Consider the following 22,597-nt stretch of genomic DNA (forward strand, 5'->3'; position numbering starts at 1 on the left):
GCCGCGATCTACGCGACCGAGCGCAACCGCTCGGCGGCCATTCTTCCGGAGAGTTCGCGTGCGATCGGCACATTTCGCGACGTGGCCGAAGCCGCACACGCGTATGGCGCCGGTGACATCCACTTCGAGTACCGCGACTTCAACGACGATGTCGAAGTCCGGTTCCGCGTGAACGGCGACCTCTACACGTACCGGAAGCTGCCCAAGGCGCTGGTGCGTCGCGCGCTCTCGGCCGCCTATCAGGATCTCGTCGCGCGCAACACCAACTCTGGCGAGACGTTCCAGCCCACGGCGTCGCAGTCGGCAATGATCCCGCTCGTTGTGCATTCCGACATCGTCAACATCCGCTGGCAGAGCTCGCCGCTCGTTGGTGGTTTCGATGTGGGCCTGCGCCTGCTCGACGGCAACTTCCGCAACCTCAAGGTGCTGATGCCGGAACAGATGGGGCTGCAGACGTCCCAGTTGCGCATCGTTCAGGCGCTGGGCAACGTCAGCGGCGGGGTCACGGTCCTGACCGGCGAGACGGGCTCGGCCAAATCCACGTTACTGCGCGCGATGTCCTTCATGCTCGCGTCTCGTGACCTGCGCAAGCAGTTCGCAGTCAATGAACCGTCCGAGTATCCGCAGCCGTGGCTCTCGGACATTTCGATTCCGCGTCGTCCCGATGAGACCGACGAAGAAGCGAACCGCAAGTGCGCCGAGGTGATCCGAACGCTGATGCGCATGGACCCGGACGATGTGACGGTCGGGGAGATCCGCGATCGTGTTGTCGCCGGGCTCGTGGCTGAGCTCGCACTCACAGGACATCCGGTGCGTACCACGCTTCATGCGGATAGTGCGATCGGTGCATTCATGCGCCTGGCCGGTGGGCGCCTGCAGTTGCCGATGGACGAAGTTTCCTCGGAGAAGTTCATCAATGCGGTCGCGAACCAGAAACTGATCCCCCTGCTGTGCCCCCACTGCAAAGTGCCGGCGCGCGATGTGATGCCCGCAGCGCAGATCGAAACGCTCGAACGCAAGTTCGGTCTGGACACCTCGAAGATGGCTTGCCGCGACGAAGCCGGTTGCGAACGCTGCCGCCTGAAGGGACTGTTCACACGGGCGGGCAAGGTCGCGGCCGGTACGAAAGGGCAAACGCTTGCAATGGAGATCTTCCGGCCGACGATGGAGTTTCTGGACCGCGTTGCCGAACGCGACTGGCGCGGCGCTGAAAGCGTGTGGCGATCGGCGCGCACGACCGGCTTTGACAGCGATGACATGACGGGCAAGACGATCTACGAGCACGCGCTCTTCAAGGCGTCGCAAGGCATCATCGATCCGCGCTTCATCGACACGGCGATGCGTCCGTTTGACGAATACCGGATTTTCGCTGACCGCGACGGGAGGATGCCGTCGTGATCCGCGGACTGATTCATACGCTCTTCATGGCGCTGCCGCAGAAGGAGCGCATGCGCATCGCCAGATGGCGCTTCCAGAAGGTGCGCGAGACCTTCTATCGCGAGACACGTCTGGACGTGGCGGCCAAGGGGCTGCGCAATCGCGAGACGCTACTCGAGCGGCTGACGACCCTCGAAAAGCGTCATCGCTCGCGCAGGTGGCTGACGTGGCCCGTGTTCAATGCGGTTGCGAAGCGCATGGTCGCGGGCGACGACTTTGCCACCGCGCTCAAGCCGTTCATTCCGAGCCAGGAACACGCGCTTCTCGATATTGCCGGTACGTCGACGCGGGAAGACGCCGCGGTGCGCGGACTGGAGCTCGCGGAAATGGCTGCGAACGCGGAAGGTGTGCTCGCGTCGACAACGTCGCTGGAAATGGCCTACCCCGCGTTCCTGATCGTCTATCTCTACATGTTCTGCATGCTGTTCGGCGGAGAGATTTTCCCGGCCGTCGCTGACACGAAGCCGGTCGATCAATGGCTGCCGGTAGGGCAGACGCTCTATGCGATCGACACATTCTGCTACGAGTACTGGTGGCTGAGCGCTGCGATCGTCGCGGGTCTTGTGTCGTTGTACTTCTGGACGCTCAAGCGCTGGACCGGACACTTCCGTAACCGCGTCGATGCGTTGCCGCTGATGTGGCGCAACCGCCGCGACCTGCGTGCTGCGCTGCTCATCGTGTCGCTTGCCGGTCTCTTCGATTCGAACCTCGTGCTGCGGGCGGCGCTCGACCGGCTTGCGAAGACCGCCGACCCGTGGCTCAGGTGGCACATCGACCGCATGAGCCGTCGGCTCACGCAGCGCCCGGATGAACCGATGCGGGCGCTCGACACCGGCATCTTCTCCGAGGTGGTGATCGACACCATCGCCGACGCGGCGGGTCGCGACCAGTTCGTCCAGGCCATCAAGAGTCTCGGCCGCAGTTCGCTGGACCGCGTTGTCGCCACCGTGCGCCGCAATGCACGTATCACGCACTACGTGCTGCTCGGCTTCGCCGTCTCGCTGTTTTTTGTGCTGGGCATCGGATCGTACGCGGCGACCGGCGCGGCGAGCTTCGATTCTTCCCCGACTACATCCGCTGTATCCAATTGACCGAGGCAATGAGAAAAATGAACAAGAACCCGATCCAGAATCAGACCCAGGAACAACGCAAGGCAGCGATCCTGCGCATGGGACGCCGGCGCAAACAGTCCGGCGAGCTGTCGATCATCGAAGGCGCAGCCGTCATGGCGGGTGCCGCGCTGCTTGCACTCATCGTCTATGAGGGCCGTAGCTTCGTGATGGATCGTATTCACGCGCACCAGTTCAAAAGCGAGTCCCAACTCTTCCGCAGCGGTATTCAGGATGCGACTGCGAGCGACACGGATTTTTCCACCGAATCGCTGCTCACGCTGGCGCAGAATCACGCGTTCGATTCGGCAGGTAGCCGGCTGAACAAGACGGCCGGCACGCTGACCGGCATCTTTGGTGGCCCGGTGACAGCCGCGGTCGCCACCATTGCCACGACCGACGACGCTATGGTGCTGACCTATCCGGTTCCGGCAACGGTCTGCTCGCTCGCGGTTGGAGCAGTGGCAGGCGCCTATACCAAGGTGACCGTCAACGGGACGACCGTCTCCGATCCCAATACGACCTTTAGCCAGACGACTGCGGGAACGGCGTGCAGTTCGAGTGGCGCGACGGCGAGCATTGCGATGTACGCGACGCACAACAACTAAGGATCGTCGCCCATGTTCAGCATCGTTGAGATGGTGGTCGTGCTGGTGGCCGCTGCGCTGATGACGACCGTCGCGATCAAGGAAGACGCAGCGAAACGGCGCGCACAGGTCATGACGGCCGAAGGCCAGAACGAGGCGGTGATCAACTCCGCGTTATCTGACTGGGTGACCAACAATTACGCGACGCTGATTGCAGGGGGCCCTGTCGCGGTGGTCGCTAACCCGCCGACGCTCAATGACCTCTTTACGCAGGGTAACCTGAAACAGCCGCACGCACCAGGGCCGTTCTGGGGCGGGTCATACGTGATCAGCATGAGTGTCGGGCCTGCAACGTGTACTGCGAGCGCCGGTGATTGCCACGTCACCTACGTCATGTATCCGTCGAAGCCGCTTACGCGAGGCGGGGTGCCGGATATCGTCGGCGCGTCGCAGATTGCGCAGGCGGGCGGCAATGCGTTCGGGTACTCGAAAGCGCAGAACGCTGGAACGATCACTGGCCTGAACGGGGCATGGACGGCGACCAATCCGCTGGGCAATGTCCCGGCCGCGATCCTTGCGACCAATGGGCCAACCTCGGACGGTAACTCGGTCTATATCCGTCGCGACGGCGCGCTGACCTGGACGGGAGACCAGAACGTCAATCACGTGAGCCTCCACAACGTTCACGACCTGGATGCAGAGGGGACGGTAAGCGCGGCGAATGTTGGAGCCACGGGCGCTGTAGCCGCAAGCGGCGCGGTAGCTGCGGGCACGACCGTCACCGCTGGTACGACAGTCACCGCGGGCACCACTGTCGGAATGGGCAGCGTTGGCTGGCCACGTGTGATGTCCGGACAGAGCACCTACACCGACCCGACCGCCTCGATCCACTACAGGGTCGATGGTACGGGCCCATGGACGGTCTATATCGTGGATGGAAGCCCAGGCGACAGCACCGCTATCCCCGGCACCGCCGTTGCGACGACGTACTGTTCCTATTGAGAATAGAGAAAATGACAAAACTGATAATCAGGATGGCGCTGGCCGTCTGTGCGGTGCTTTTAAGCCATGCTGCAGTGGCAGGGCCGGTGAGGTGCTCGGTCAACAATCAGGACTCGACGTGCGTCGGTCACATAACAACGGTCTGGCAGACAGCACCGACGTGTCCCACAGATCCAGGATGGACGACCGTAGCTGCGGCGCAGTGGATCGGATCGCAATACACCGCTCCGCAGTGCAACTATCAGGCGCCCCAGGGATGTCCGTCCGGATTTACGCAGACCTCGCCACCGGTTTGGACCGGGTCTAACTGGACGTTACCCCTCTGCCAGCCGGTAACGCCGCAAAAACCCACCATAGTGTCGGCCACGGGATTCTGGGTATGGGCGGATTGTGGCTCCTACAATGGGAGCAGCAAAACGGGTCCGATACCGCTAGCGGTCTATCAGGATATTTGGTCCGATGGGTCAACCACGTACTATCAGTTCTACTTCGGTAAGCAATACCCCGTATCGGTCGACAGTCAAGGTCGATACTACGTGAACGAGTTAGGCGACAATTGGGACACGGACCAGGGTACTGGCTACCCGCTTGCGTCTCTATTTGAGGTGGCTGCCGGTGATCCGAGCGCTTCGATTCCACCGCAGCCCGCATACGCATGTTCTGGTTCCAATCACTAAGCCATACCGGAGTTCGCAAACGCTATTAAAACGTAGAGTAAAAAAAAAAAGCCCCATCAATTGCTGATGGGGCTTTTTTCGCCTGGAAGGAGCTTGCTAGGCCTTGGGGACTATCAAAAATCCATAGTGTCAACCGACGATGTTGCCGGTCGTGAAGGTGAAACTGCGGCTGAACGGGGTTCCGTTGATGGTCCCGGTAATCGACACCGCGTACGTCGAATTCGGCGCAAGTGGCGACTTTGGGTATGCCACGCCTTCGTAAGCCGCGATATCGTTGTTGGGATCGCTGGAGGAATCCAACACCTGCAGCGTGATGACGTTGCCCGACGTGTCGGTCATCGTCGCCGATTGCAAACGGATAGTGTCCGTCAGATTGCCCGCAACGGCGACGGGGGTGCCCCAATTACCCGAAGTATTCGGCGGGGTTGGGGTTTCACCGCCTGCTGAATAGGCAACGCCAGTCGTGCCTTGGCAAGGGAAGGTCAAAGGCACGCTCGTCAATTTGGCTTGCGCGTTCGCGACACTGATCGACGCATAGACCTCCGGAAAGCCATTGAACGTCGTTTCAGATTCGCCGATGCCGATGGATGTTGCCGGCGACACCAAGACGCCGATGTGATAGACGCCAGAGAGCCAACCATAGACTAGCTGTTGGCCGTATTGGTCTTCCGTTAGCTTCGCTGGGGTATAGAAGCCACCGCTCACACCCCCAACCGAAACAGTCTGCGGATAGCCAAAGTGCGCGGCACGGTCGCCATACGTCACGCCGGTGAAGCCTGCATTGCCCGAAACTTCTGTATCCGAGACACCACTGTTCAGCGCAGCCAGATACTGAGCGTGAGACTGTGTCGCCTGATCCAGCGCCGCATTGTCCTGAAGGGCCGAAAAGCCGCACTGCTGCCGTTGCTGGTTCAGCAGATTAAACGCCGCGAGCTGTGCGCTGCCCGCCGCGTACTGCGGCGTCGATAGATTCGTCACGGACGGGGCACTGGCGCCTGTCGGTGCTGAAGCGCTGCTGCCGCCGTTGCTGCTACCGCTGCTGTCACCACCGCCCCCACCACCGCCGCATGCAGCCAGGGCAAGCACGGCCGCGAAAGAAATGGCTGTCAGAGTGGAAATGTTCTTCTTCATTATTGAATCCTTGGATTTGTTGTTGGCCGTGCACCTTGCGCGACCTTGATTCCATCTTACCGACGGGCGCGCAAAGTCAAGTTCCCGCCCCGCCGCGTTTGGCCCTTCGCCAGGCGACCGGACTCACGCCAGATTTGGCGCGCCATTCTAGTGGTAACGGAAAGTTTGAGTGAGGCTTGAGGCCAAACGTCGTCTGAGGGAGGAAAACAGCGACCTCGAGACGGACATCTCTGTTCCTACCGGCGTCTGCGGGCCCATCGGTGAAAGACTCGCAAACCAACAAAGGCGGCAACCAAGCCGATACCAGTAACGGTTGGCCCGGCTTTCGCGAGTTGCGGGACAACCCGGGTGGCCATATACAGGGCAAATAGCGCGATTGAGACTCGACCAACCCATGGCGCACTCAAAAAGGACAGTAGAGGCGATGGCTGGCTGCTCACATAGTGGACGTATCCCTCGTTGGCCTTTTCGAGGTCGAACTCCGCAGCATTCACGGCGCGCTCGCTCCGGTAGAACCTTTCGTATCGCTCAAAGCGCCCGTCACCGCGCCCGTCGAGCCATGCAGCGTTGCTCTCCCGCGCTAGGTAGGCGTAGTCATCCATCGTTGCGCCTAGTGAATGTGTCCTGCGTGCCACGCGATCGCACCGATAGCATCGGCGATGATGCTACCGTCTGCCTCGGCGTAGTAAGCGCCGGTTTCAGGGTTTTGCCAACCAAACTGGGGCCGGCCATCAATGCAAAAGATGACGAGTCCAGCGGGCAGGTCAACTTCGCTGGGTTTGCCTTCAGGTCTCACTGTTTGCCCTCCGCGCAGCGCGCTTTTTCGCGCCGAGCTGCTGGTTGCAGGCAGGGCATGTGAAGCGACTGTGCATTTCGATCTTCGCGTCGTTGTTTGACACGACGTAATGCGTGCTGCATGTGCGGCAAGGCGCGACGGTCAGGCGAGCATCGGCTGCCATCGAACGGATCAGGTTCCATCCGCGGTCCGGCATGATGACCCGATTGCCGCCGAATAGGCGGTCGTAGACATCATTGGTTGCGAGCAGCGCCTCGGCCGGATTCGCACCCATGGCAGTTGCCGATCGATACAACCACGCGTAGACGGTAGCGTGCAGTCGATGGACCGGAGTTTCGACAAACCATGAGAGCGACGTTGCCGTGTTGCCGCATGGCGAACTCTTGCCGTGGATCTCGCTGTAGCGCGTTCGCATCTGATGCTGGTTCAGACCGAACAGGTTCGAGGCCGTTGAGGCGCGCAGACCGTAGGCCATCATCGCGCTGGCGTACGCCTCGTTTTTCAGGCGCCCAAGACGAAGTTCTCCCCATTGAGCAGCGTAAGGAAGACCTCCAACGCGAGAGGGCGAGGTCAACATGATCTGGTGGGCAATCATCTCGTCAGTCAGGGTGCTGCCGGCGAACTCCCACCAGAACGTTGGACTGTTGAAACGCCAGCGGAACAGCGGCAATTCCTTCATCCGGCCCAGCGCCAACTGGAGCTTGTGCGTCGGGACCGAAATCAGATACTTCGCGACCTCGGTCGAAATGCCTAGCAGCGGGGCACTCAGCACGCTGACGTTGAGCACCTGCGTGACAAGCGAAACGAATGCGGAATTCTGCTGGTTCACCGCGTAAGCCATCAGTGAGTCAAGCTGAGGCGTCTTGCGGCGAAGCACATCGACAGCCACGGTGGTGGCAGTGTTGTCGACGAAGCACCGCCAGTCCTCGGCGGTCTTCAGCGTCGGCTCGACCATCAGAAACGGCGCGCGCAGCAGGTTTCGAAGCGAAGACTGGTTGAGCTGAAGCTGCTCGATCTCTTTGCGCTCGACATTGAAGACCTCGTTGAACCGACTATCCTGCTTGAGCAACCACTTCATGTGGTCGACCAGATTGAAGTTTGCAACCTGAATTTGGCCGGTGAGCCATTCCGGCACATAGAACCGGTCAATCGCCCGGTAACTGTCTTTATTGTTCACTGCGTTTTTTCCTTGTCTCTCAAACACATCAGTTGCCTGCGGAGTCAGGCCGCGCGAGCTGCTGCCAGCAATTCCCCGTGAAACTTGCCCGTAAGATCGGCCAGTCCCGTCAGAAGTCCCTTAAAGCGGCCGAGCGAACCGTCGGCCGTGACCAGCAGTTGAACGCTGTGGAATTCCTGAATGAACGAGCCGAAACGTTCTACCAGCCCGGCAACCCGCTTTTCGACGGCCGCTTTCTGATCGATTTCCGCTTCTTGTTTTTTCTTGAGCTCGGTCAGTTCCGCGAGGCGCCTTTGCGCAGCTTCACATTCACTGGTGAGCCGGCTGAGTTCCTCGAACCGGCTTTTCGCAGCGCTCTCAAGATTCCGAAGGTGTTCGGGCGTGACTTCGACCTCAACTTCTCTGATCGTGACCTTTTCATGGGCTTCGGCAAGCTCACGGCTCTTGGCCTGGACTTCACGTTCAAGCGTCGCAATGGTGCTTTGCAGGCCGCTTGCGGTCTGTTCGGCTGAGGCAAGGTCGACCATGGTCTTCCTCAGCTTCTCGCGGTCCTGCTGGACTTCATGATTCAGACGCTTCGCTTCCGCTGTCAGCCGCTCGTTGTCGTTCTTCGCGTCGTCAAGCTGGCCATAGATTTCCGACAGCTGGCTCGTAACGGTAGCGAGGGCGCTCTCCTTCTCCACGAGGCGATCCTCGTAGCTCTCGATGATCTTCTTGATGTCGCGCTTGCTCAGATCGGGATTGTCGCGTTTGGCGTCAATGACCATCTCTACGACTTCGTCGCTCTTGTTCACCAGCAGTTGCATGTCGGTGATCGACAGCATTTCGACCGCGCCGCTGTTCTTACTGAAACGCTCGTAGCAGCGAATGTAGAGGTAGACCGAGTCGCGTTTCTTGCGGAACGTTCCTTCAAGGAAGCTGTAGACAAGCTCGGCTGCCTTTTTGCGGACCTGCTTCGTATCACCGTACGTGCTCACGAAGTGGCCCTCGATCCGCGTTCGGATGTGATAGAACGAGCCTCCGATACGCATGTGTTCGAGAAGAATCTTTTTCGTCGAGTGCGCGACTTCCTCGGCTTCTTCTGCGATCGAAGCACGCAGTCCGGCCGATATCTCATCGCCACCGAAGAACTCATTGACCTTCAGGCCAATTTCATGTTCGGACGGCACATGGGCGAAGGCGAGGGGCAATTCCCGCTCAACATTGCCGTCGTTGCCCTCAGGACGGGTAGGATCGAAATCGTCCTCGTCGCCTGCTGCAACCGGGACATTCTTTTTGGTCATGTTGTTCTCTCTTCTTTTCGTGCTCGTTACTGATCTTTTCCTGCTTTTTTGCAGGCGCCAAGGCCAATCGCCGGATCGTTAGAAAGCGGGTGCAACCTGTTTTCCCGAAATGCACCGCCTCAGAATACGCGCCGTTTCGCCGCTACCATCCCGCTAAGAAGCTCAGTTTCATGCAGCTTTCACAGGAATGAAGTACCGGGTATGCGACGGCCAGACAGTTGATTCGGCAAACATTTCTGAAACTTTAGGCAGCGATCGGCATTTTTTTAGGGTTTTCCCTCAGTTTCATCCGGTGCCTTTCTATGGCAGCGGGCGCTGTTTCGGCGACGGCCAGGACAGCCCGTCGCGCGTGAAGCACATTCAGAGGCCGGTTGGTTGTGGAGGCGTACTCGGACTTTCGGGCGCGAAGCCAGTGACGCAGATCGGCTGCCCGCATCATGTTTAAAGGAAGGGCGGAGGACAGGTCGCAATGAGCGTGAGGGAATGCCGCCACTCCTTCGACTGGCCAGGTTCCCGGCAGAATTGAGCGCAGAAAAGCGACCTTCGAGCGGTTCTGTTGCATCGGTGAGCGCCGTACATCTTTCAGTCCGTCAACCCCGATACGCACGACCGTCTGTAGGTCTCGCCCTGGTTCAATGCGACCCGCCCAGTTTTTCGTCTCCACAACGAAGATGCCGAAAGGCGTCACGACAAGATGATCGACCTCGGCAGTCGGAAACTCGGCCCCCGGCGCATGATTGAGCAGAAGGGGGCCCGGATGCAGATAAAAGCTGTCGCCGCAGAGCCATTGCAAAGCGGCATGGAGCTCGGTCTGAACGGCAGCTTCACCTTCGTCGCCGCTACGCTGGCTGCGCGTTGCGGGGGGATGGCTGGAATTCGAGTGGGGTCGGCGCCTGAGTGCCCGATAGACGAATACGCAAACGGTTACGAGAAAAATGTACGGCAGCATCGTGAAACCTCGCGGAGTGAAGATGATTCCAGTCTGCCGCGAAAATTGAGAAGTCAAGTCGTCGCCGGAACGACTGTGGTGTTGACGCCGCCGTCGACTCGACGGTGTCTGCATTGGCCATATCGCTTGATGCGCCGGGGCATCCTTCGCGCATTCGGCCGATTTGACGTCGCTCCCCGAAAATACATGTGCAGCACTTACATATGCCTTCCCGCCAATCCTTTCTTCTTGCCTTCATGCACTCCCGGAAAGCTATAGGATTTAGTCGAGCTTTCTTGGTGAAGACGTTGAGCCGGCTCAGACAGGTCTGCCCAACGGGTGCGCATCTCCAGGACATTCAAAGCTGTACGACATTGGCGAGCATTTGCGGCTTCCAGCAACTGACTGAGCGCTAACCTTGCACTATCCATTGGCGTCCTGCGACGCATCGACCTGCCGCGAGTGATCGCGCGCTACCTGCTTTTCCCATCTCCGCCTTTTTCCTGCCGCAAGAGCTTTGGTGCGCGTCCGTGTGGACGCAGACCAAAGCGCTTCGCGCCTGAGTTTCCTTGCTCTTCGAGCATCGAAACCACCGGACGTTGGTCCGGACATTCCCTGTTGATTATTTTTCTGGAGAGAAAAATGCTGAAGGCCCATTTCAAAGACTCAATCAAGTCGCCAGGCAAGGTGCTGGCTCTGTGTTTCATCGCGTATTTCGCGACCATTTCGTTTGTCGTTTCCGGCTTCCTCGTTCTTCTGGCTGCCCATTGGGTAGTCAAGGAAATGAAGAAGAAGGGGAAGGCCATTCTGCAGGCGGAAGCGGATGCGGAAGCGGCTCGCATCGAGACGGAAAAACTCGCTGCCCGAGCTGCGGGCGAAACGAAAGTGCCAGTTGCATCTGCCGCAACTGCCGCCGCCAACGACAGCAATTTGAAGCCGACGCCGATGAAGCAGTACGCAAAATCGGCTGTCGTTGTTCCGTTCAAGAACGGTACCCGTTAATCGGCCTACCGTTGTTATCTACCGTCACCTGGGCCTCGCGCCTCTGGTGACGGCACCCTTCACCCTGCCGGGAATCCCATTCCCGGACACGGGCCATGAGATTGCCGGCGCCACCGGAGCAATCCCATGGAAATGCATGTGGCTGCCTGGCAGCTGGACATGTTCGGCGATTCATCGCCTGTTGTCGTAACCCCTCCCAAGCCTGATCCGCTGCCCGATCCGCATCTTTGGAGCGAGTCGGTGCGCGCCAAGATGGTTGATGCGCTCATCTCACTCGCCAGCGACAGTCGTCGCGGCGATAACATGCCCGAGTCGCTGATGGATTGCGCAGACCTGCTGTCCGAACGTCTACGCAACCGCAAGATCGATGTCGATGACTACCGCGCGACGCTGGGCTGGATCATGGGTTACTGGGATGGCGCGCTGCCCTATCTCTATGTGTGCAAGGTCAACGGCGTTGATCCGGAGATCCTGCAGGACGCAATTCTTAGCACGCCGCTACTTCTGCTCGATTTGCGCGAAGTTCAGCGCGTTTGCTTTGGCACGTTGCTATAGGAGCGAGTCATGGCGAACGCAGTAACGCTTTTTGCCCGCGTCATGGCGGACCTCTTCAACGGCAAATCTGCAAGCGAGCCCTCCGGGTTTTGCGCGCAGACGAACCCGCAGCCGGACGCACCAGATCCAGAACCGACGGACGGGAATGACACCACGGCCAGCGCGGTTGGGCAGGGCGCGCCGAACGAGACCGTTGTAACAATCGGCGACATCCCCCATCTGTTCGTCGATGAAGGCGATCACGTCGTCCAGTTCAGTCCTGCTTTCGACGACCACTCAGAAGAAACCGAGTTCGGTATGAAGATCCTCCCCGATCTCGCGCCGCACTGGGCGCAGCGTGCCGTGCACCGGTGTCCGCTCAAGGAGGCGGTAGCTGCCGCGATCCGCAACAACGGCAATCCACCTGCCACCAGTCCTCCGGCTCAGAGCAAGCGGCTCGGGAACGGCCATCCTGATCCATCAGCCGGAAGCGAAGAAGCGTTTGAGGTTGAACCGGCCGTGCCAACGCGATCGCGCCGCAACGACAACGCGGACGCGTCGAACGTCGTTGGCCGCATCGTTTCATGGGGCGAAGAGCGCTTTCCCGATCGCAAGAGACCGGGGCGCTTTTACAAATCCTTCGCGATGCATATCGACACCAGCGCTGGTGAGCGAACGCTGCAAGGCGAAGGCCTGAAGGAAGCGATCGCGGAAAGCCGCTGTGTTGTTGGTGACGTCGTCTCTGTACGTCGCACCGGGAAAGTCAAGGTTCCCGCGATCCGCACGGATGGCTCACCCATTGTCAAGGACGGCAAGCCGCTCATGTGGGACAAGTGGCTATGGTCAATATCAAATTAGAGGAACATCAAATGGCATCTGTCAACAAAGTGATTCTCGTCGGAAACCTCGGCGCAGACCCTGAAGTTCGATATCTTCCAAGCGGCGACGCAGTGGCGAACATTCGTCTTGCGACGACCGATCGCTACAAGGACAAGGCGTCGGGCGAGATGAAAGAGGCGACAGAATGGCACCGCGTCTCATTCTTCGGGCGCCTCGCCGAAATCGTGTCAGAGTATTTGAAGAAGGGCTCGTCGGTGTATATCGAAGGGCGTATTCGCACCCGCAAGTGGCAGGCGCAGGACGGTACCGACCGCTACTCGACGGAAATCGTTGCCGACCAGATGCAGATGCTGGGCGGCCGTAGCAATGACGAAAGCGGCGGCGACTTCGAACAGCGTAGCGGCTCGCGCGCACAGCGACCCGGTCCGGCCTCGCGTTCTAATGATTCGCGTCAGTCGCACGCAGGCACCCGCGGGCAGCCTCCGCAGCCGTCTCATAGCGGCGGTGGTTTCGACGACATGGACGATCCAATCCCGTTCTGACGACACGTATCCGCCGAGCTGCATGGCTTGCGATCTGATCCCGGAAAGGCTCACCTTTTCCTGACCCATCTCCCGTAACACCTCACCATCGCAACGACATGCCTTCGGGCGTGTCGTGCGACGGACATTCTGCACTGGCCGTTCGCGCCTGCCTGCTTCTCTGTCCAGCCAGCACGTCTGCTGAAAAAAGTTGCCCGCCAGTGCGCGGACTGCTTTTTTGAGCACGCGTTCTTACGCCTGTCTCAGGCATCGACCCCAACCCACTTCCACCTAGGAGAGTGACAATGAGTACATCTGGACGCGGGCTTTCACCCGAGAAGTACGAGTGGCTGCAACGCAAGCTGAAGGAATTCAGTCTCTCTCCGGAGGCGTGGATTTCGACATTGATGAGCTATGGCATTTCTGGCGATTCACTGACTGGCAACGGGGCTCCGTGCCCGATCTGTGGCGGTGAAGACCGCTTTACATATGACAACAGGAACGGCCGTGGTGACTGGGTTTGTCGCCAGTGCAACGACGGACGTCCAGGCGCTGGTGACGGCTTGCAGCTCATCGCGAAAGTAAGCGGCATCGGACTCTATCGCCTGATGCGCCAACTCGATGGTGGCTTGCCGCCGCCGCCGCCCGCCACCTGCAACAAGAAGGCACCTGAGCCCAAGCGCAAAGTCGATCCCGCGTTCGTTGAGAAGATCCTCAACATGACATGGGAACAGGATTGTGCGCCGCTCGAGGCCGGTGGATTCGCCATGCAGTATCTCAAAGGGCGTGTGCCAGGGTTGTCGGTTGAACCGTCGAAGGCTTTGCGCTTTGGCATGCTCGAATACCGGGACAACGACAAGACGGTGCTTGGCACCTGGCCCGGTATCGTCGCGCGCTATGTGTTGCCTGACGGACGGCTCGGCACATTGCACCGGACGTATCTTGACCACCATGTGCCGAAGAAGGCCACGATCGTCTCAGCAGATGGGGAGATTCTTGATTCCAAGAAGAACCACATGACGCTGAATTCCTTGCCTGGTGGCGCCGTTCGACTGATGAACCCGGTCGATGGCGAAATCGGTGTAGGGGAGGGGCTTGAATCGGCGTACGGCGCGCATATGGAATTCGGTGTGCCGGCTTGGTACTGCCTGAACAAGGATCTTCTGCGGCAGTTCGTTGTTCCTCGCGGGCTCGGTATCAAGGTCGTCCATATCTTCATGGACTTCGACGAAATCGATCCGAAGACCCGAAAGTCGCCTGGCGTCGCGGCGGGAATGGAGCTCGCAACGCGCTTGCGTGCCGAGGGATATTCCGTTGTGCTGCATCGTCCGAAGCGTCGTGGGCACGACTACTGCAATGAGTGGAATGAGTTGTGGCAGCTCAGGCGCAACTCGTCGCTGCACAGGCAGCATCGTTATGTGGATATGCGGCAAGCTGTCGCCGCTTAAGTATTGCGCCGGCGTACTGGCGATCTTCAAACCTGCCCGATGGGGATGTTCCCCATCGGGGATGTCTTGTCGGGCCAATTTCGATGGAGTAGAAAATGGCTTCGTTCCAGGTTCTCGTGGGTAGCTTCGCAATCGTCGCAACCAACGGCGCTGCGGGTGGCCGTCAGCGTGTAGGAAAGTCGGATGCCGTCGCTTTCGACGTAATCGACCGGACCGCCGGTGGCAACACCGCGTATGCGTGTCGCGATCAGTCTTTTCCAGATGCGTGGGACTTTTGTACACGCCGACTTCTTGTTACTGCGGCTCCACGGTCGCATTGATCCAGAAAAGCGAAACGGCTCCCCCAGATTTTGGGGGGAGCCGTTTTTTTTTGCCTGCGCGCTCCGTTCATTTCATGATCGCGACGCAGACTGCAACAACGACGGCAAAAACTTTCCACATGCGCCAAAGTTCGCTCGACCAGAGCGCGCCAGCGGCACCAGTCAGCAGCAGCACGACGCACAGATCATTGTTGACGTGCATGCTCGCCAGCATCGCGGCAAACCACCAGAGCGCGAGCGACGCGCCGAATATGATCGCGCGGCGTGTGAAGAACGGAAGCGCCATGAACTTCGTATAGCAGACCGACAGCCGATCCATTGCGTTCACTCCTTGGATTTGGTTTTCGCCACGTGTTCTACGGCATCGAGGCTGTACCAGCCGGCAATACCAGCAGCAACCAGAGTTGCAATGAACAGCCAGGAGCGCGGTTCAGTCAGTGGCAGGCCGTTACGCACGATTTCGATTAATTCCAGCATTTTCGTCCCCTAAGATCGGTAGCCGCTTCGATGCACCGCACGTCGCGCGATGAACATCGAAGCCATGACCCATCTTCGCATTACCACGGCGAAGTCAAGTTTCTATCAGAAGAACGCACCAAAGGCGTCGGCGATCTGATCGACGTCGTGCCCCCCAGGCTCATCGGTCCCGTTGATCGAGCGCAGCTCGTCTTCTTCGATGACCGCTTCCGTGGCAACGCGCGTGGCGGCCGCACGTTGACCGGCTGCCTCGGGCGCAATCACATTGCCCGCGATCGCGGCGGCGGGATAGACGGCACGCACCGCGACTTGCCGCTCGAAGTCTAAGGTGACGCAATTTTCCCGCAACGCGGCTTCGGCCAGGGAGCGCAGCAGCGCCGCACGTTCCCTGTACGAGCTTGCCTGCCGGAGTCTGGCATGAAGGAGAGGCGTGGTCACCGCGTCAATGACCAGCTTCATGTCGAACTTTTCGCTCATGCTTTTGCAGTGGCGCGCTCGCGGGTAAGCCCGGCTTCGCCGACGATCAGGAATCCCTTGGCGTTCGCCGTGCAGGGTGAGTCTATGACCTCGAGCGTCACCCGTGGGAACGCCTTCCGGATTGCAGGTGCATACAGCGCACCACCGCCGCCGGACAGAATGATCGAGCGCACGTTGGTGAGCTGGCCGACGTTGTTTTGCATTTCCTTGACAACACCAGCGATGACCGGTTGCGACTGGTCGAGATATGGATCAAGGTCGATATCGTTGCCATAGAAAAAGAACGGCTTGCGCTCGCGCAACGCCTTGTCGATGCGTTCGATGTCCTCGACCTGTTCGTCCTGGTCGCGCGAGATGAGTGCCGCGATGCGCTGATAGATTTGGGATGCGCCGCCTGGGATACCGTCGCTGCGCTTGTCGTCCATCGTGAATCCGTTGGCATACACCCAGTCAGTCGTGAAGTAGCCCACGTCGATCACGAGGTGGGCGCTGTCGCGACCGAACTCGCCCTGACGGTTAGAAGATGCGGCGACAAGCGAGCCGAGCGGTTGCGGGATGACTACCACCTTGTCGATCGTAATGCGACCCGGGCCGTAGTCGAACGTGCCGGTGAAGCGATCACGCAGTGCACCGGAGTACTTCTTCATGTTATGAACGGGCAAACCAAGGACCAGGCGCTCGATATGGGTGACGTCCGCGAAATGAATCGCGCCGAATAGAAGGGCCGCGTAGTTATCGGACAGCACAAAATCGTTCGACAGCGCGCGGCCGGTGTTGCCGTACGCTGCCGTGAGCGAAACGTCCGGCCCAACCTCGTATTCGATCTGCTCGATAACGATGGTCGCGACCTTGCGCGAGGCGAGCACGCTGTCGCCATAGCCGGACAGTGCACGGCTTGCGGCGAGCGGTGCAAGAGAAGGGAACATGCCCGTGGCGATGGTGCCGCTCGCTGCCCGGTGAGCGTGTTTGGTGTTGCCGTAACCGACGTCGATTGCAAAGACCGAAGTTTTCAAGGTGACTCCATGCGTTGAGTTGAACCACGCTCCGAAGTGACTGAAAACTGACAGATAAGTGTCAGTTTGAGTCGCCCCGGTCGCGCGGCACCGGCGAACTATCAGATAACTGACACTTAAGTGTCAGTTCGAGTGTTGCGCCGGGCTTTCTGAGCAAACTGACACTTTTCTGTCAGTTCGACCTGGTTTCAGTCTAGCGAGCGCGTAGCGAAGTCAAGTTGACGAAAGCCGACCGGTTCTGACCATCTTTCGGCATGCACTGCTTGCGCGACTGGCCCTATCCTTGGCATACCTACCGCGTCCCAGACGCATCGAATGCGAGTGCAAGGCACTCGCTCGTCCCTATCCCTGGCCCGCAACAGGCCGAGAAGTACCCCACTGACCGGGCCGCACAGTGATGCGGCCTTTTTCTGAAGCAAATCAAGTCCATGGTGGTCCACGTTGAGGACACCCGGACACTGCGATATCCATACGATTGGCGGCGGTTTGCCGCGTTGTGACGCGTTGAGGACATGTGGAGAGACCGGACACCGGACACTTTCTACATCTCGGCGGCGTCTGCACACGCCCTTACAGCGACGGCTGGGTGCGCTCACGAAACCCGATACACCGCGGCGGAGATGAGTGACTTGGGGGCGGGGGAAGCCTTGCGGACCGGAAAGATCGGATAACCGCAATTCCCTGACGGAAGAGGACACGGCGCGCGCGGCCGTAGACGGAACGCGTACAGGTATTGCCCGGCAATTAGCAATGGGCCAAAGCTCCGCAACGCGGCACACGGCTCAGAGGCGCGAAAGCGTCGCGCTGGCAGGGTGGCCACGAAGCTGCACTGAGCGGGAAATGTTTCCGCGCAGCGCGAAGGCAGCGATGCCCCGCGCGGAAAACGTCAGTGGCGGATTGCGCGAAGCGCGACTCGTGCTGATGGGCAGCAGGTTGGACAGTCGGAGTGCATGCTCTTCCCATGCATCTGGCTGATCGGATGGAATCGCTAAAGGACAGGAAGGCAGGACCCACGCGACGGGGATACGGCGCAGCCGCCACAGTGGCGGGCACCAAGGGGAAACCCGGGTGGTCGGGTGACAGCATCGGGTAGGGATGCTGCGGCCATCGGGTTGGATAATGGCACGCAGAGGCAGCGCTGCAGCGCTGCAAGGGATTACCGCATGAGCGCAATTCTGAATGTGAGAGCGATCGTCAACGGCTATGGTTTTGGTCCCGAATTCCGAGATGCGCTCCTCAAGCTGTTCGACGAGAACGTTGCGCGCGTTCATAGCGTCACGCGAATCAGCAAGCGCGCGTTGTCGATCAAGACGCAGGAATATCGGGCGGCCAAACTGTGTAAGGCGTTTAAGGAACTGCGGGAGGGCGGTTACGCTCTCCAGACGCCCTGGTCCCTGAAGCACAAGCATGTGAAGTTTCTCGTCGACTCGTGGGTGGCAGCTGGCCAGAGCGGGGGGACGATAGAAAACAAGCTGACCTACTTTCGCGCGACGGCGCAATGGATGGGCAAGACGAATCTGATCGGCTCGCTTGACGACTACGTGGACCGGGCGGCGCTCGGTCTGAAGCGCAGTTACGTGGCAAAGGAGGATAAATCGTGGCACGCGCATGGCGTCGATGCCATCGCGAAGATCGAAGAGATCGCGCAAACGTGTGCCCACACTGCGGTTCAGCTGAAATTGCAGGCTGCGTTTGGCTTGCGTATCGAAGAGAGTTTTATGCTCCGCCCCGTGGAAGCCGCGCGTAATCCGACACTGCTAGCTGTGACGCGCGGCACAAAAGGAGGTAGGCCTCGCGAGGTACCAATCGAGACGAAGATCAGGATATTGGAGGAAGCGGCGAGGCTCAGCAACGGGTTGACAGGTTCGACTGTCCCCGCAGATAGGACGTTACGTCAATGGCGTGACTGGTACTACTACGTCCTCGAAAAACACGGGATCACCAGAAAAGGCATGGGCATTACCAGTCACGGTCTTCGGCACGAATATCTGCAAACGCTCTATCAAGATACCACTGGTGTACCGGCGCCAATCAAGCGAGCTGGTGACCGGCCTGATCCACAGCTACATGAACAGGCGATGCGCCGCGTCGTCGAGGCCGCGGGTCACTCCCGGCTGAGCAAGGCGGGCGCGTACCTGTCAACGTTTGCCATGCAGGATCGGCTGCAGAAGAAGCTGCCGACTACAGACGACGCACGCAACGCCGTGACCGCGGCTGCCGGCAATAAGAGCCATGCCGCGAAGGCGTTGGGAATTTCGCGGCAGGCACTGTACCGGATACTGGGTGCCGCGGACAAATAGCATTGCAGAGGCCTGTGGAAATGGGCCCCAAAATTGTGTGTCATACACACCGCTTCTCGCGCAGCTGCTCCCGCACAATATTAATCGTCTCTCGGGTTCCGGCATTGGCCGTAGGAACATGTTGGAACCAGTTCACAGCCGGCTCGTGTAGCCGGCTTTTTTTTTCCCGAATTCGTAACGGCCATCCAAATATCGCCATTAAACCGGCTCTTCTTCGGCATAGTCGTAGTGATAATTGATGACTTGAAGCATCGTCCCGGAGTCACCATAGTAGCTGATGGTGCCGAAATCATTCTCGAACCAGCGTCGAAACGAAGGTCTATCTTGGAATTCAAGAACACCTCCGTTCGGATCAAAGAAACGGACCCGTCTCGGAGAGGCAACGACCGCAACGCAATGGCCAATCGCATTCGGACTTGCCGGTTCTACGTTGATGATCGATGCATATTTATAGGCAGCGCGGCTTTCCGCTACGCTCAGGGCAACTCTTCGTCTCAAGTCGGCCTGGTTGGGACACGTAATCCCTTGTTGATTCGGGTATCTATGGTCGGACACAAAGTATGTGCTGTCGGAAAATTGAATCACAGTCACAGATCCGAAACCGCCCGATTTTCTTGAAGGCAGGACTGGTTGTTTGTTCAGTGCGACCGATTTGTCCTGAATACGCATAACAGACGCCCGAATTGCTTCAGCTTTCTTGTCGGTCGAAGTCTTGGAAAGGATGTTAATCAATGAAGTCTGATGCGTAGACTTTATCCAACGTAGGCAGAGACCATTGCAGACTCCCTTTTTGCGTTCTATCGCTTTTCCATCGAACATCTCCATCCATTTGTGGGCGCCTTGAGAGTAGAACGTATGCCTGACGTTTGGGTCATTGTTTTTCGTCGCAACCATTACGGCGTATACGTGAGGCATGTGAATCTCCTTTCGATTCCGAAAAGTGATCGACGAATGCAACGATGTAACCGATCCGGTATCACGCGTTCCGCTCTCTATGATGTACGGCAGCGGGCCCGTGCGCGCAACGTGATAGCTCGCGAATGTGGGAAAGCGAACATTTGGCATGATCACTGACGTTCGTGCGCGAAGTGCTCGCCCGAACGAGTGATGATGTTCGTGCTCTTGCCGCACTTGCTCTTGCCGTTGTGGCGCCAGATGGGACATGCGGCACCAGACTGGTATGCCGGCTTGTCTGTTCATACACCTCCGGTTCCTGATCCGGCGTTTGTGAGGGGGCGAATTGGTCAGGTGGTCTCCGCGCACCGGGGCCGTTAATGGGTGCGCCAGAGCTTCGTCAACTGCCAGCTGACCCTGCTTCAACCAGTGGCGTTGGACTTAGCTGGGAAAGGCGATCGCGGCCAAAAGGCGGCGATTATGTTCGTCTCATACGCCGCGGCCAACCTGCCATCACCAGCGATCCCTGTCCGGCATTCCGTCGATCGCCAGTGCAATCCTGTCTTCGAACATCAGGTCAGAGTGCTCGCGCGGTGTAGGTATCGTCGGAAACTGGATGTAGCGATTGCCGTCGACGTCCAACCACTTTACGAGTTGGACCAGTTTGCGGTATCGCGCGGCGTCCCGAAGCACCGGCTCGATTGGCCAGCTGTCGATCGTCGAAACCGAAGCGTCGACCAGCCTCTGGGCGAGCACGGCGAACAGCGGTCCTCGCGTCTCCCAGTCCTCGTCATTGCGGGCCAGCATGTCAATAACCATCTGGGTGTCGCAGGCGCCAAGCTCCTTCTCGACGAGATCGCGGAGGTCACCCTCGGTGATTTTGGGTCTGCTCAAACGCCTGTTCCAGATCACCGCTGCTTCTTTCAAAGCGTCGGCTTCATTGTTGGCGTATGGGAACCACGGCGTCGACATCCCGCAGTCGGCGCAATAGATGCAGGCAAGCCTCTCGGTTTGAGGGGCGAAGGGCGGGCGGGGCACAGTATCCCCGATCTTGGGCGGTCCCGCGTGGCGTCCAAACTGGCCATAGTCAAAGCCGGACTGACCGACTTCCGCAACGATCCGTTGAGACAGGCCGACCGTTCCGCGTCCGCCGCAGTGATCGCATGGATAGAGCTGTTCGTACATTGTCCGGGTGTTCGCCGTGCATTTATTGGGAGATGTTTGCACGCATTATCGTTGGACATTGGACGCGCGAAAAGCCGAATTACAACCGGTAATGTGCCCTTTTACGTATGACGAATAGTTTCAGGAAAAAAGTCATGAACGCTGTCCAGCTCCCGACCGGCGGATTTCTTGCCGACGCGGACCATCGGCTGTCTGGAGGGGTTAGAGCCGGGCGCCCATTCGCCCCATTGCTTGAAGAAGAACGGGACCTCCGCGGCAGCGCACTGGTCGCGCAGCGAGCGCGCCCAATCGGGATGCATTGGCCGGGCGCCGTGTCCGCTTTCGCCGCCGACAATCACCCAGTCGAGCGCCTCGAGAGCGTTGGTGTGGTCGCGCCAGTCACTGCCCGCAAACATGCCTTCGAAGCTCACCGGGCCCAGCAGCGGCTCCATGGAGAGGATGCGCACCCGCGCTGCCACCGCAAGCAGCTTCGGGATGTCGCGATCGGCCTCTGCCTGATTGACGACTGTCGCGCCGAGCCAGACGTTGTCGCGACCCGCGAGCCAATCGCGCGATCGCGCGTGAGCCACCATGTCGGACACATTGCCGATGCGCTTCGTGAGCAACAGCCAGTTCAGGTTCGGCGTGCGCTCGATCAGCTCGAACAGATCGAACAGATCGCGGCGCCATAGCGGATCGACCTCGTTGTCGAACACGTCGGCGAGCGATGCGCAGAACACCCGCTGCCGGCGACCGTGCTCCGCGAAGAACTCATCATGCTGCGCGTTCCACTGCGGTGGGATGACGGGCGTCACGCCCGCGCCTGAAAGCGCTTCGGTACGCTCGATGCTGTAGTACGCGCCATCGGCAATCACCCGATCCATCGGCACATCGGCGGGCAGCACGGCGTCCATTCCTTCGCTGTCCGATACTTCTGTAGTGGTGATGCGGATCGCGTGTACGTTCATGTCAGCGTCGATCGACCGATGCATCTTGCGCCACGGCGTGCGCGCGGCCTTCCGGGCGTACTTTTCCTCGTACCACTGGCTCGCCCGCCCAAAGCTCAATCCCGTGCTGTCGACGATGAGACTGATCGTCCCGCCGCGCGCGAGACGCCGGGCCAGCTGTTCGCAACGCTGCGTGACGCTCACCTCCAGTGAAGCGCACCGTTCGCCCAGCTGGCTGGCGCTGGGCACCGGGATGTCCAGCCCGCGAGTCTCCCGGTAGTCCTCCATATAGCCGGTGATCTGCCGCATCCCCCAGCCGAACAGCCGGTAGAAGGTAAAGATCAGCTCGATGTACGCCGTGGTATAGGTCGGCTCACGCCCCGACACGCCCGGCGTACGGATCTTTGCGTTGATAAGCTGCGCCTTCAGATCGCCGCCCGGCACATACAGGCTGATCATGCCGCGCTTTCTCAGGCTCTGGTTATACGCCCGCGCGTTCGTCACCCGGTACCCCGGCTTCTTGCGCTTGCGCG

The 22,597-nt window shown here is 59.4% G+C and carries 21 protein-coding genes and 1 pseudogene; 10 read left to right on the plus strand and 12 right to left on the minus strand.

The features are described from left to right. The 4 genes from GCT19_RS37835 to GCT19_RS37850 form a co-directional block, all read left to right on the plus strand. Positions 1–1,398 (plus strand): ATPase, T2SS/T4P/T4SS family (locus GCT19_RS37835; RefSeq protein ID WP_193727504.1); only part of this gene is annotated, 1,398 nt, incomplete at its 5' end. Positions 1,399–1,424: 26 nt separating this feature from the next. Continuing rightward, positions 1,425–2,528 (plus strand): type II secretion system F family protein, encoded by a 1,104-nt coding sequence (locus GCT19_RS37840; RefSeq protein WP_152854794.1) that lies wholly within the window; start codon positions 1,425–1,427, stop codon positions 2,526–2,528. A gap of 17 nt (positions 2,529–2,545) precedes the next feature. Continuing rightward, positions 2,546–3,154 carry a type 4 pilus major pilin gene (locus tag GCT19_RS37845; RefSeq protein ID WP_152854775.1) on the plus strand — a complete coding sequence of 203 codons (609 nt, stop codon included), beginning with the start codon at positions 2,546–2,548 and terminating at the stop codon, positions 3,152–3,154. A 12-nt stretch (positions 3,155–3,166) separates the two neighbouring features. Continuing rightward, on the plus strand, positions 3,167–4,135 hold the full coding sequence (locus GCT19_RS37850) for a hypothetical protein (RefSeq protein WP_152854776.1): 969 nt from the start codon (positions 3,167–3,169) through the stop codon (positions 4,133–4,135). An 806-nt stretch (positions 4,136–4,941) separates the two neighbouring features. Here the strand turns inward: GCT19_RS37850 and GCT19_RS37860 are convergent. The 4 genes from GCT19_RS37860 to GCT19_RS37885 all read right to left on the minus strand — a co-directional run bounded on the left by GCT19_RS37860 (position 4,942) and on the right by GCT19_RS37885 (position 10,148). Beyond that, positions 4,942–5,943 carry a CAP domain-containing protein gene (locus tag GCT19_RS37860; RefSeq protein ID WP_152854778.1) on the minus strand — a complete coding sequence of 334 codons (1,002 nt, stop codon included), beginning with the start codon at positions 5,941–5,943 and terminating at the stop codon, positions 4,942–4,944. 785 nt (positions 5,944–6,728) lie between these two features. Next, positions 6,729–7,916: a FlhC family transcriptional regulator gene (locus tag GCT19_RS37875; protein WP_321576940.1), complete on the minus strand. Its 1,188-nt coding sequence runs from the start codon at positions 7,914–7,916 to the stop codon at positions 6,729–6,731. Positions 7,917–7,960: 44 nt separating this feature from the next. Continuing rightward, on the minus strand, positions 7,961–9,199 hold the full coding sequence (locus tag GCT19_RS37880; RefSeq protein WP_152854781.1) for a hypothetical protein: 1,239 nt from the start codon (positions 9,197–9,199) through the stop codon (positions 7,961–7,963). A gap of 244 nt (positions 9,200–9,443) precedes the next feature. Then, positions 9,444–10,148, minus strand: coding sequence for a nuclease-related domain-containing protein (locus tag GCT19_RS37885; protein ID WP_152854782.1), 705 nt, complete (start codon positions 10,146–10,148; stop codon positions 9,444–9,446). Positions 10,149–10,769: 621 nt separating this feature from the next. Between GCT19_RS37885 and GCT19_RS37890 the strand changes: the two genes are divergently transcribed. The 5 genes from GCT19_RS37890 (at position 10,770) to GCT19_RS37910 (ending at position 14,472) form a co-directional block, all read left to right on the plus strand. Then, positions 10,770–11,129 carry a hypothetical protein gene (locus GCT19_RS37890; protein ID WP_152854783.1) on the plus strand — a complete coding sequence of 120 codons (360 nt, stop codon included), beginning with the start codon at positions 10,770–10,772 and terminating at the stop codon, positions 11,127–11,129. A 126-nt stretch (positions 11,130–11,255) separates the two neighbouring features. Then, a complete protein-coding gene (locus tag GCT19_RS37895) occupies positions 11,256–11,684 on the plus strand; it encodes a hypothetical protein (RefSeq protein WP_152854784.1) in 429 nt (142 codons plus the stop codon). Positions 11,685–11,693: 9 nt separating this feature from the next. Beyond that, positions 11,694–12,521: a hypothetical protein gene (locus GCT19_RS37900; RefSeq protein ID WP_152854785.1), complete on the plus strand. Its 828-nt coding sequence runs from the start codon at positions 11,694–11,696 to the stop codon at positions 12,519–12,521. Between the two features lie 11 nt (positions 12,522–12,532). Next, complete coding sequence (locus GCT19_RS37905) at positions 12,533–13,045, plus strand: single-stranded DNA-binding protein (protein ID WP_152854796.1); 513 nt, start codon at positions 12,533–12,535, stop codon at positions 13,043–13,045. A 284-nt stretch (positions 13,046–13,329) separates the two neighbouring features. Next, the gene (locus GCT19_RS37910; RefSeq protein ID WP_152854786.1) at positions 13,330–14,472 is read left to right on the plus strand and encodes a primase-helicase zinc-binding domain-containing protein; all 1,143 of its coding nucleotides are present in this window, start codon (positions 13,330–13,332) and stop codon (positions 14,470–14,472) included. A 387-nt stretch (positions 14,473–14,859) separates the two neighbouring features. Here the strand turns inward: GCT19_RS37910 and GCT19_RS37920 are convergent, their stop codons facing one another. The 4 genes from GCT19_RS37920 to GCT19_RS37930 form a co-directional block, all read right to left on the minus strand. Then, positions 14,860–15,111 carry a hypothetical protein gene (locus GCT19_RS37920; RefSeq protein WP_152854788.1) on the minus strand — a complete coding sequence of 84 codons (252 nt, stop codon included), beginning with the start codon at positions 15,109–15,111 and terminating at the stop codon, positions 14,860–14,862. Between the two features lie 5 nt (positions 15,112–15,116). Continuing rightward, entirely contained in the window at positions 15,117–15,269 is a 153-nt protein-coding gene (locus GCT19_RS43055; RefSeq protein ID WP_193727505.1) for a hypothetical protein, read from the minus strand. Between the two features lie 105 nt (positions 15,270–15,374). Then, on the minus strand, positions 15,375–15,746 hold the full coding sequence (locus GCT19_RS37925) for a hypothetical protein (RefSeq protein WP_152854789.1): 372 nt from the start codon (positions 15,744–15,746) through the stop codon (positions 15,375–15,377). Beyond that, entirely contained in the window at positions 15,743–16,759 is a 1,017-nt protein-coding gene (locus GCT19_RS37930; protein ID WP_152854790.1) for a PRTRC system protein D, read from the minus strand. Before GCT19_RS37930 ends, GCT19_RS37925 begins: the two co-directional genes overlap by 4 nt. Before the next feature lie 1,163 nt (positions 16,760–17,922). On the opposite strand from GCT19_RS37930, the gene GCT19_RS37935 reads away from it, so the two are divergent. Beyond that, positions 17,923–19,059 (plus strand): integrase domain-containing protein, encoded by a 1,137-nt coding sequence (locus GCT19_RS37935; protein WP_152854791.1) that lies wholly within the window; start codon positions 17,923–17,925, stop codon positions 19,057–19,059. A gap of 198 nt (positions 19,060–19,257) precedes the next feature. Here GCT19_RS37935 and GCT19_RS37940 read toward each other — a convergent pair whose 3' ends face one another. The 4 genes and pseudogenes from GCT19_RS37940 to GCT19_RS44520 form a co-directional block, all read right to left on the minus strand. Next, positions 19,258–19,974 carry a YopT-type cysteine protease domain-containing protein gene (locus GCT19_RS37940; protein ID WP_193727506.1) on the minus strand — a complete coding sequence of 239 codons (717 nt, stop codon included), beginning with the start codon at positions 19,972–19,974 and terminating at the stop codon, positions 19,258–19,260. Positions 19,975–20,466: 492 nt separating this feature from the next. Next, entirely contained in the window at positions 20,467–21,138 is a 672-nt protein-coding gene (locus tag GCT19_RS37945) for a Lar family restriction alleviation protein (RefSeq protein WP_152854793.1), read from the minus strand. 101 nt (positions 21,139–21,239) lie between these two features. Continuing rightward, a complete protein-coding gene (locus GCT19_RS44515) occupies positions 21,240–21,932 on the minus strand; it encodes a DUF5131 family protein (protein ID WP_321576941.1) in 693 nt (230 codons plus the stop codon). 24 nt (positions 21,933–21,956) lie between these two features. Further along, positions 21,957–22,523, minus strand: a pseudogene (locus tag GCT19_RS44520) (transposase); the annotation flags it as partial. Between the last annotated feature and the right edge of the window lie 74 nt (positions 22,524–22,597).

This window comes from Paraburkholderia atlantica (assembly GCF_009362785.1).
Classification (GTDB): domain Bacteria; phylum Pseudomonadota; class Gammaproteobacteria; order Burkholderiales; family Burkholderiaceae; genus Paraburkholderia; species Paraburkholderia atlantica.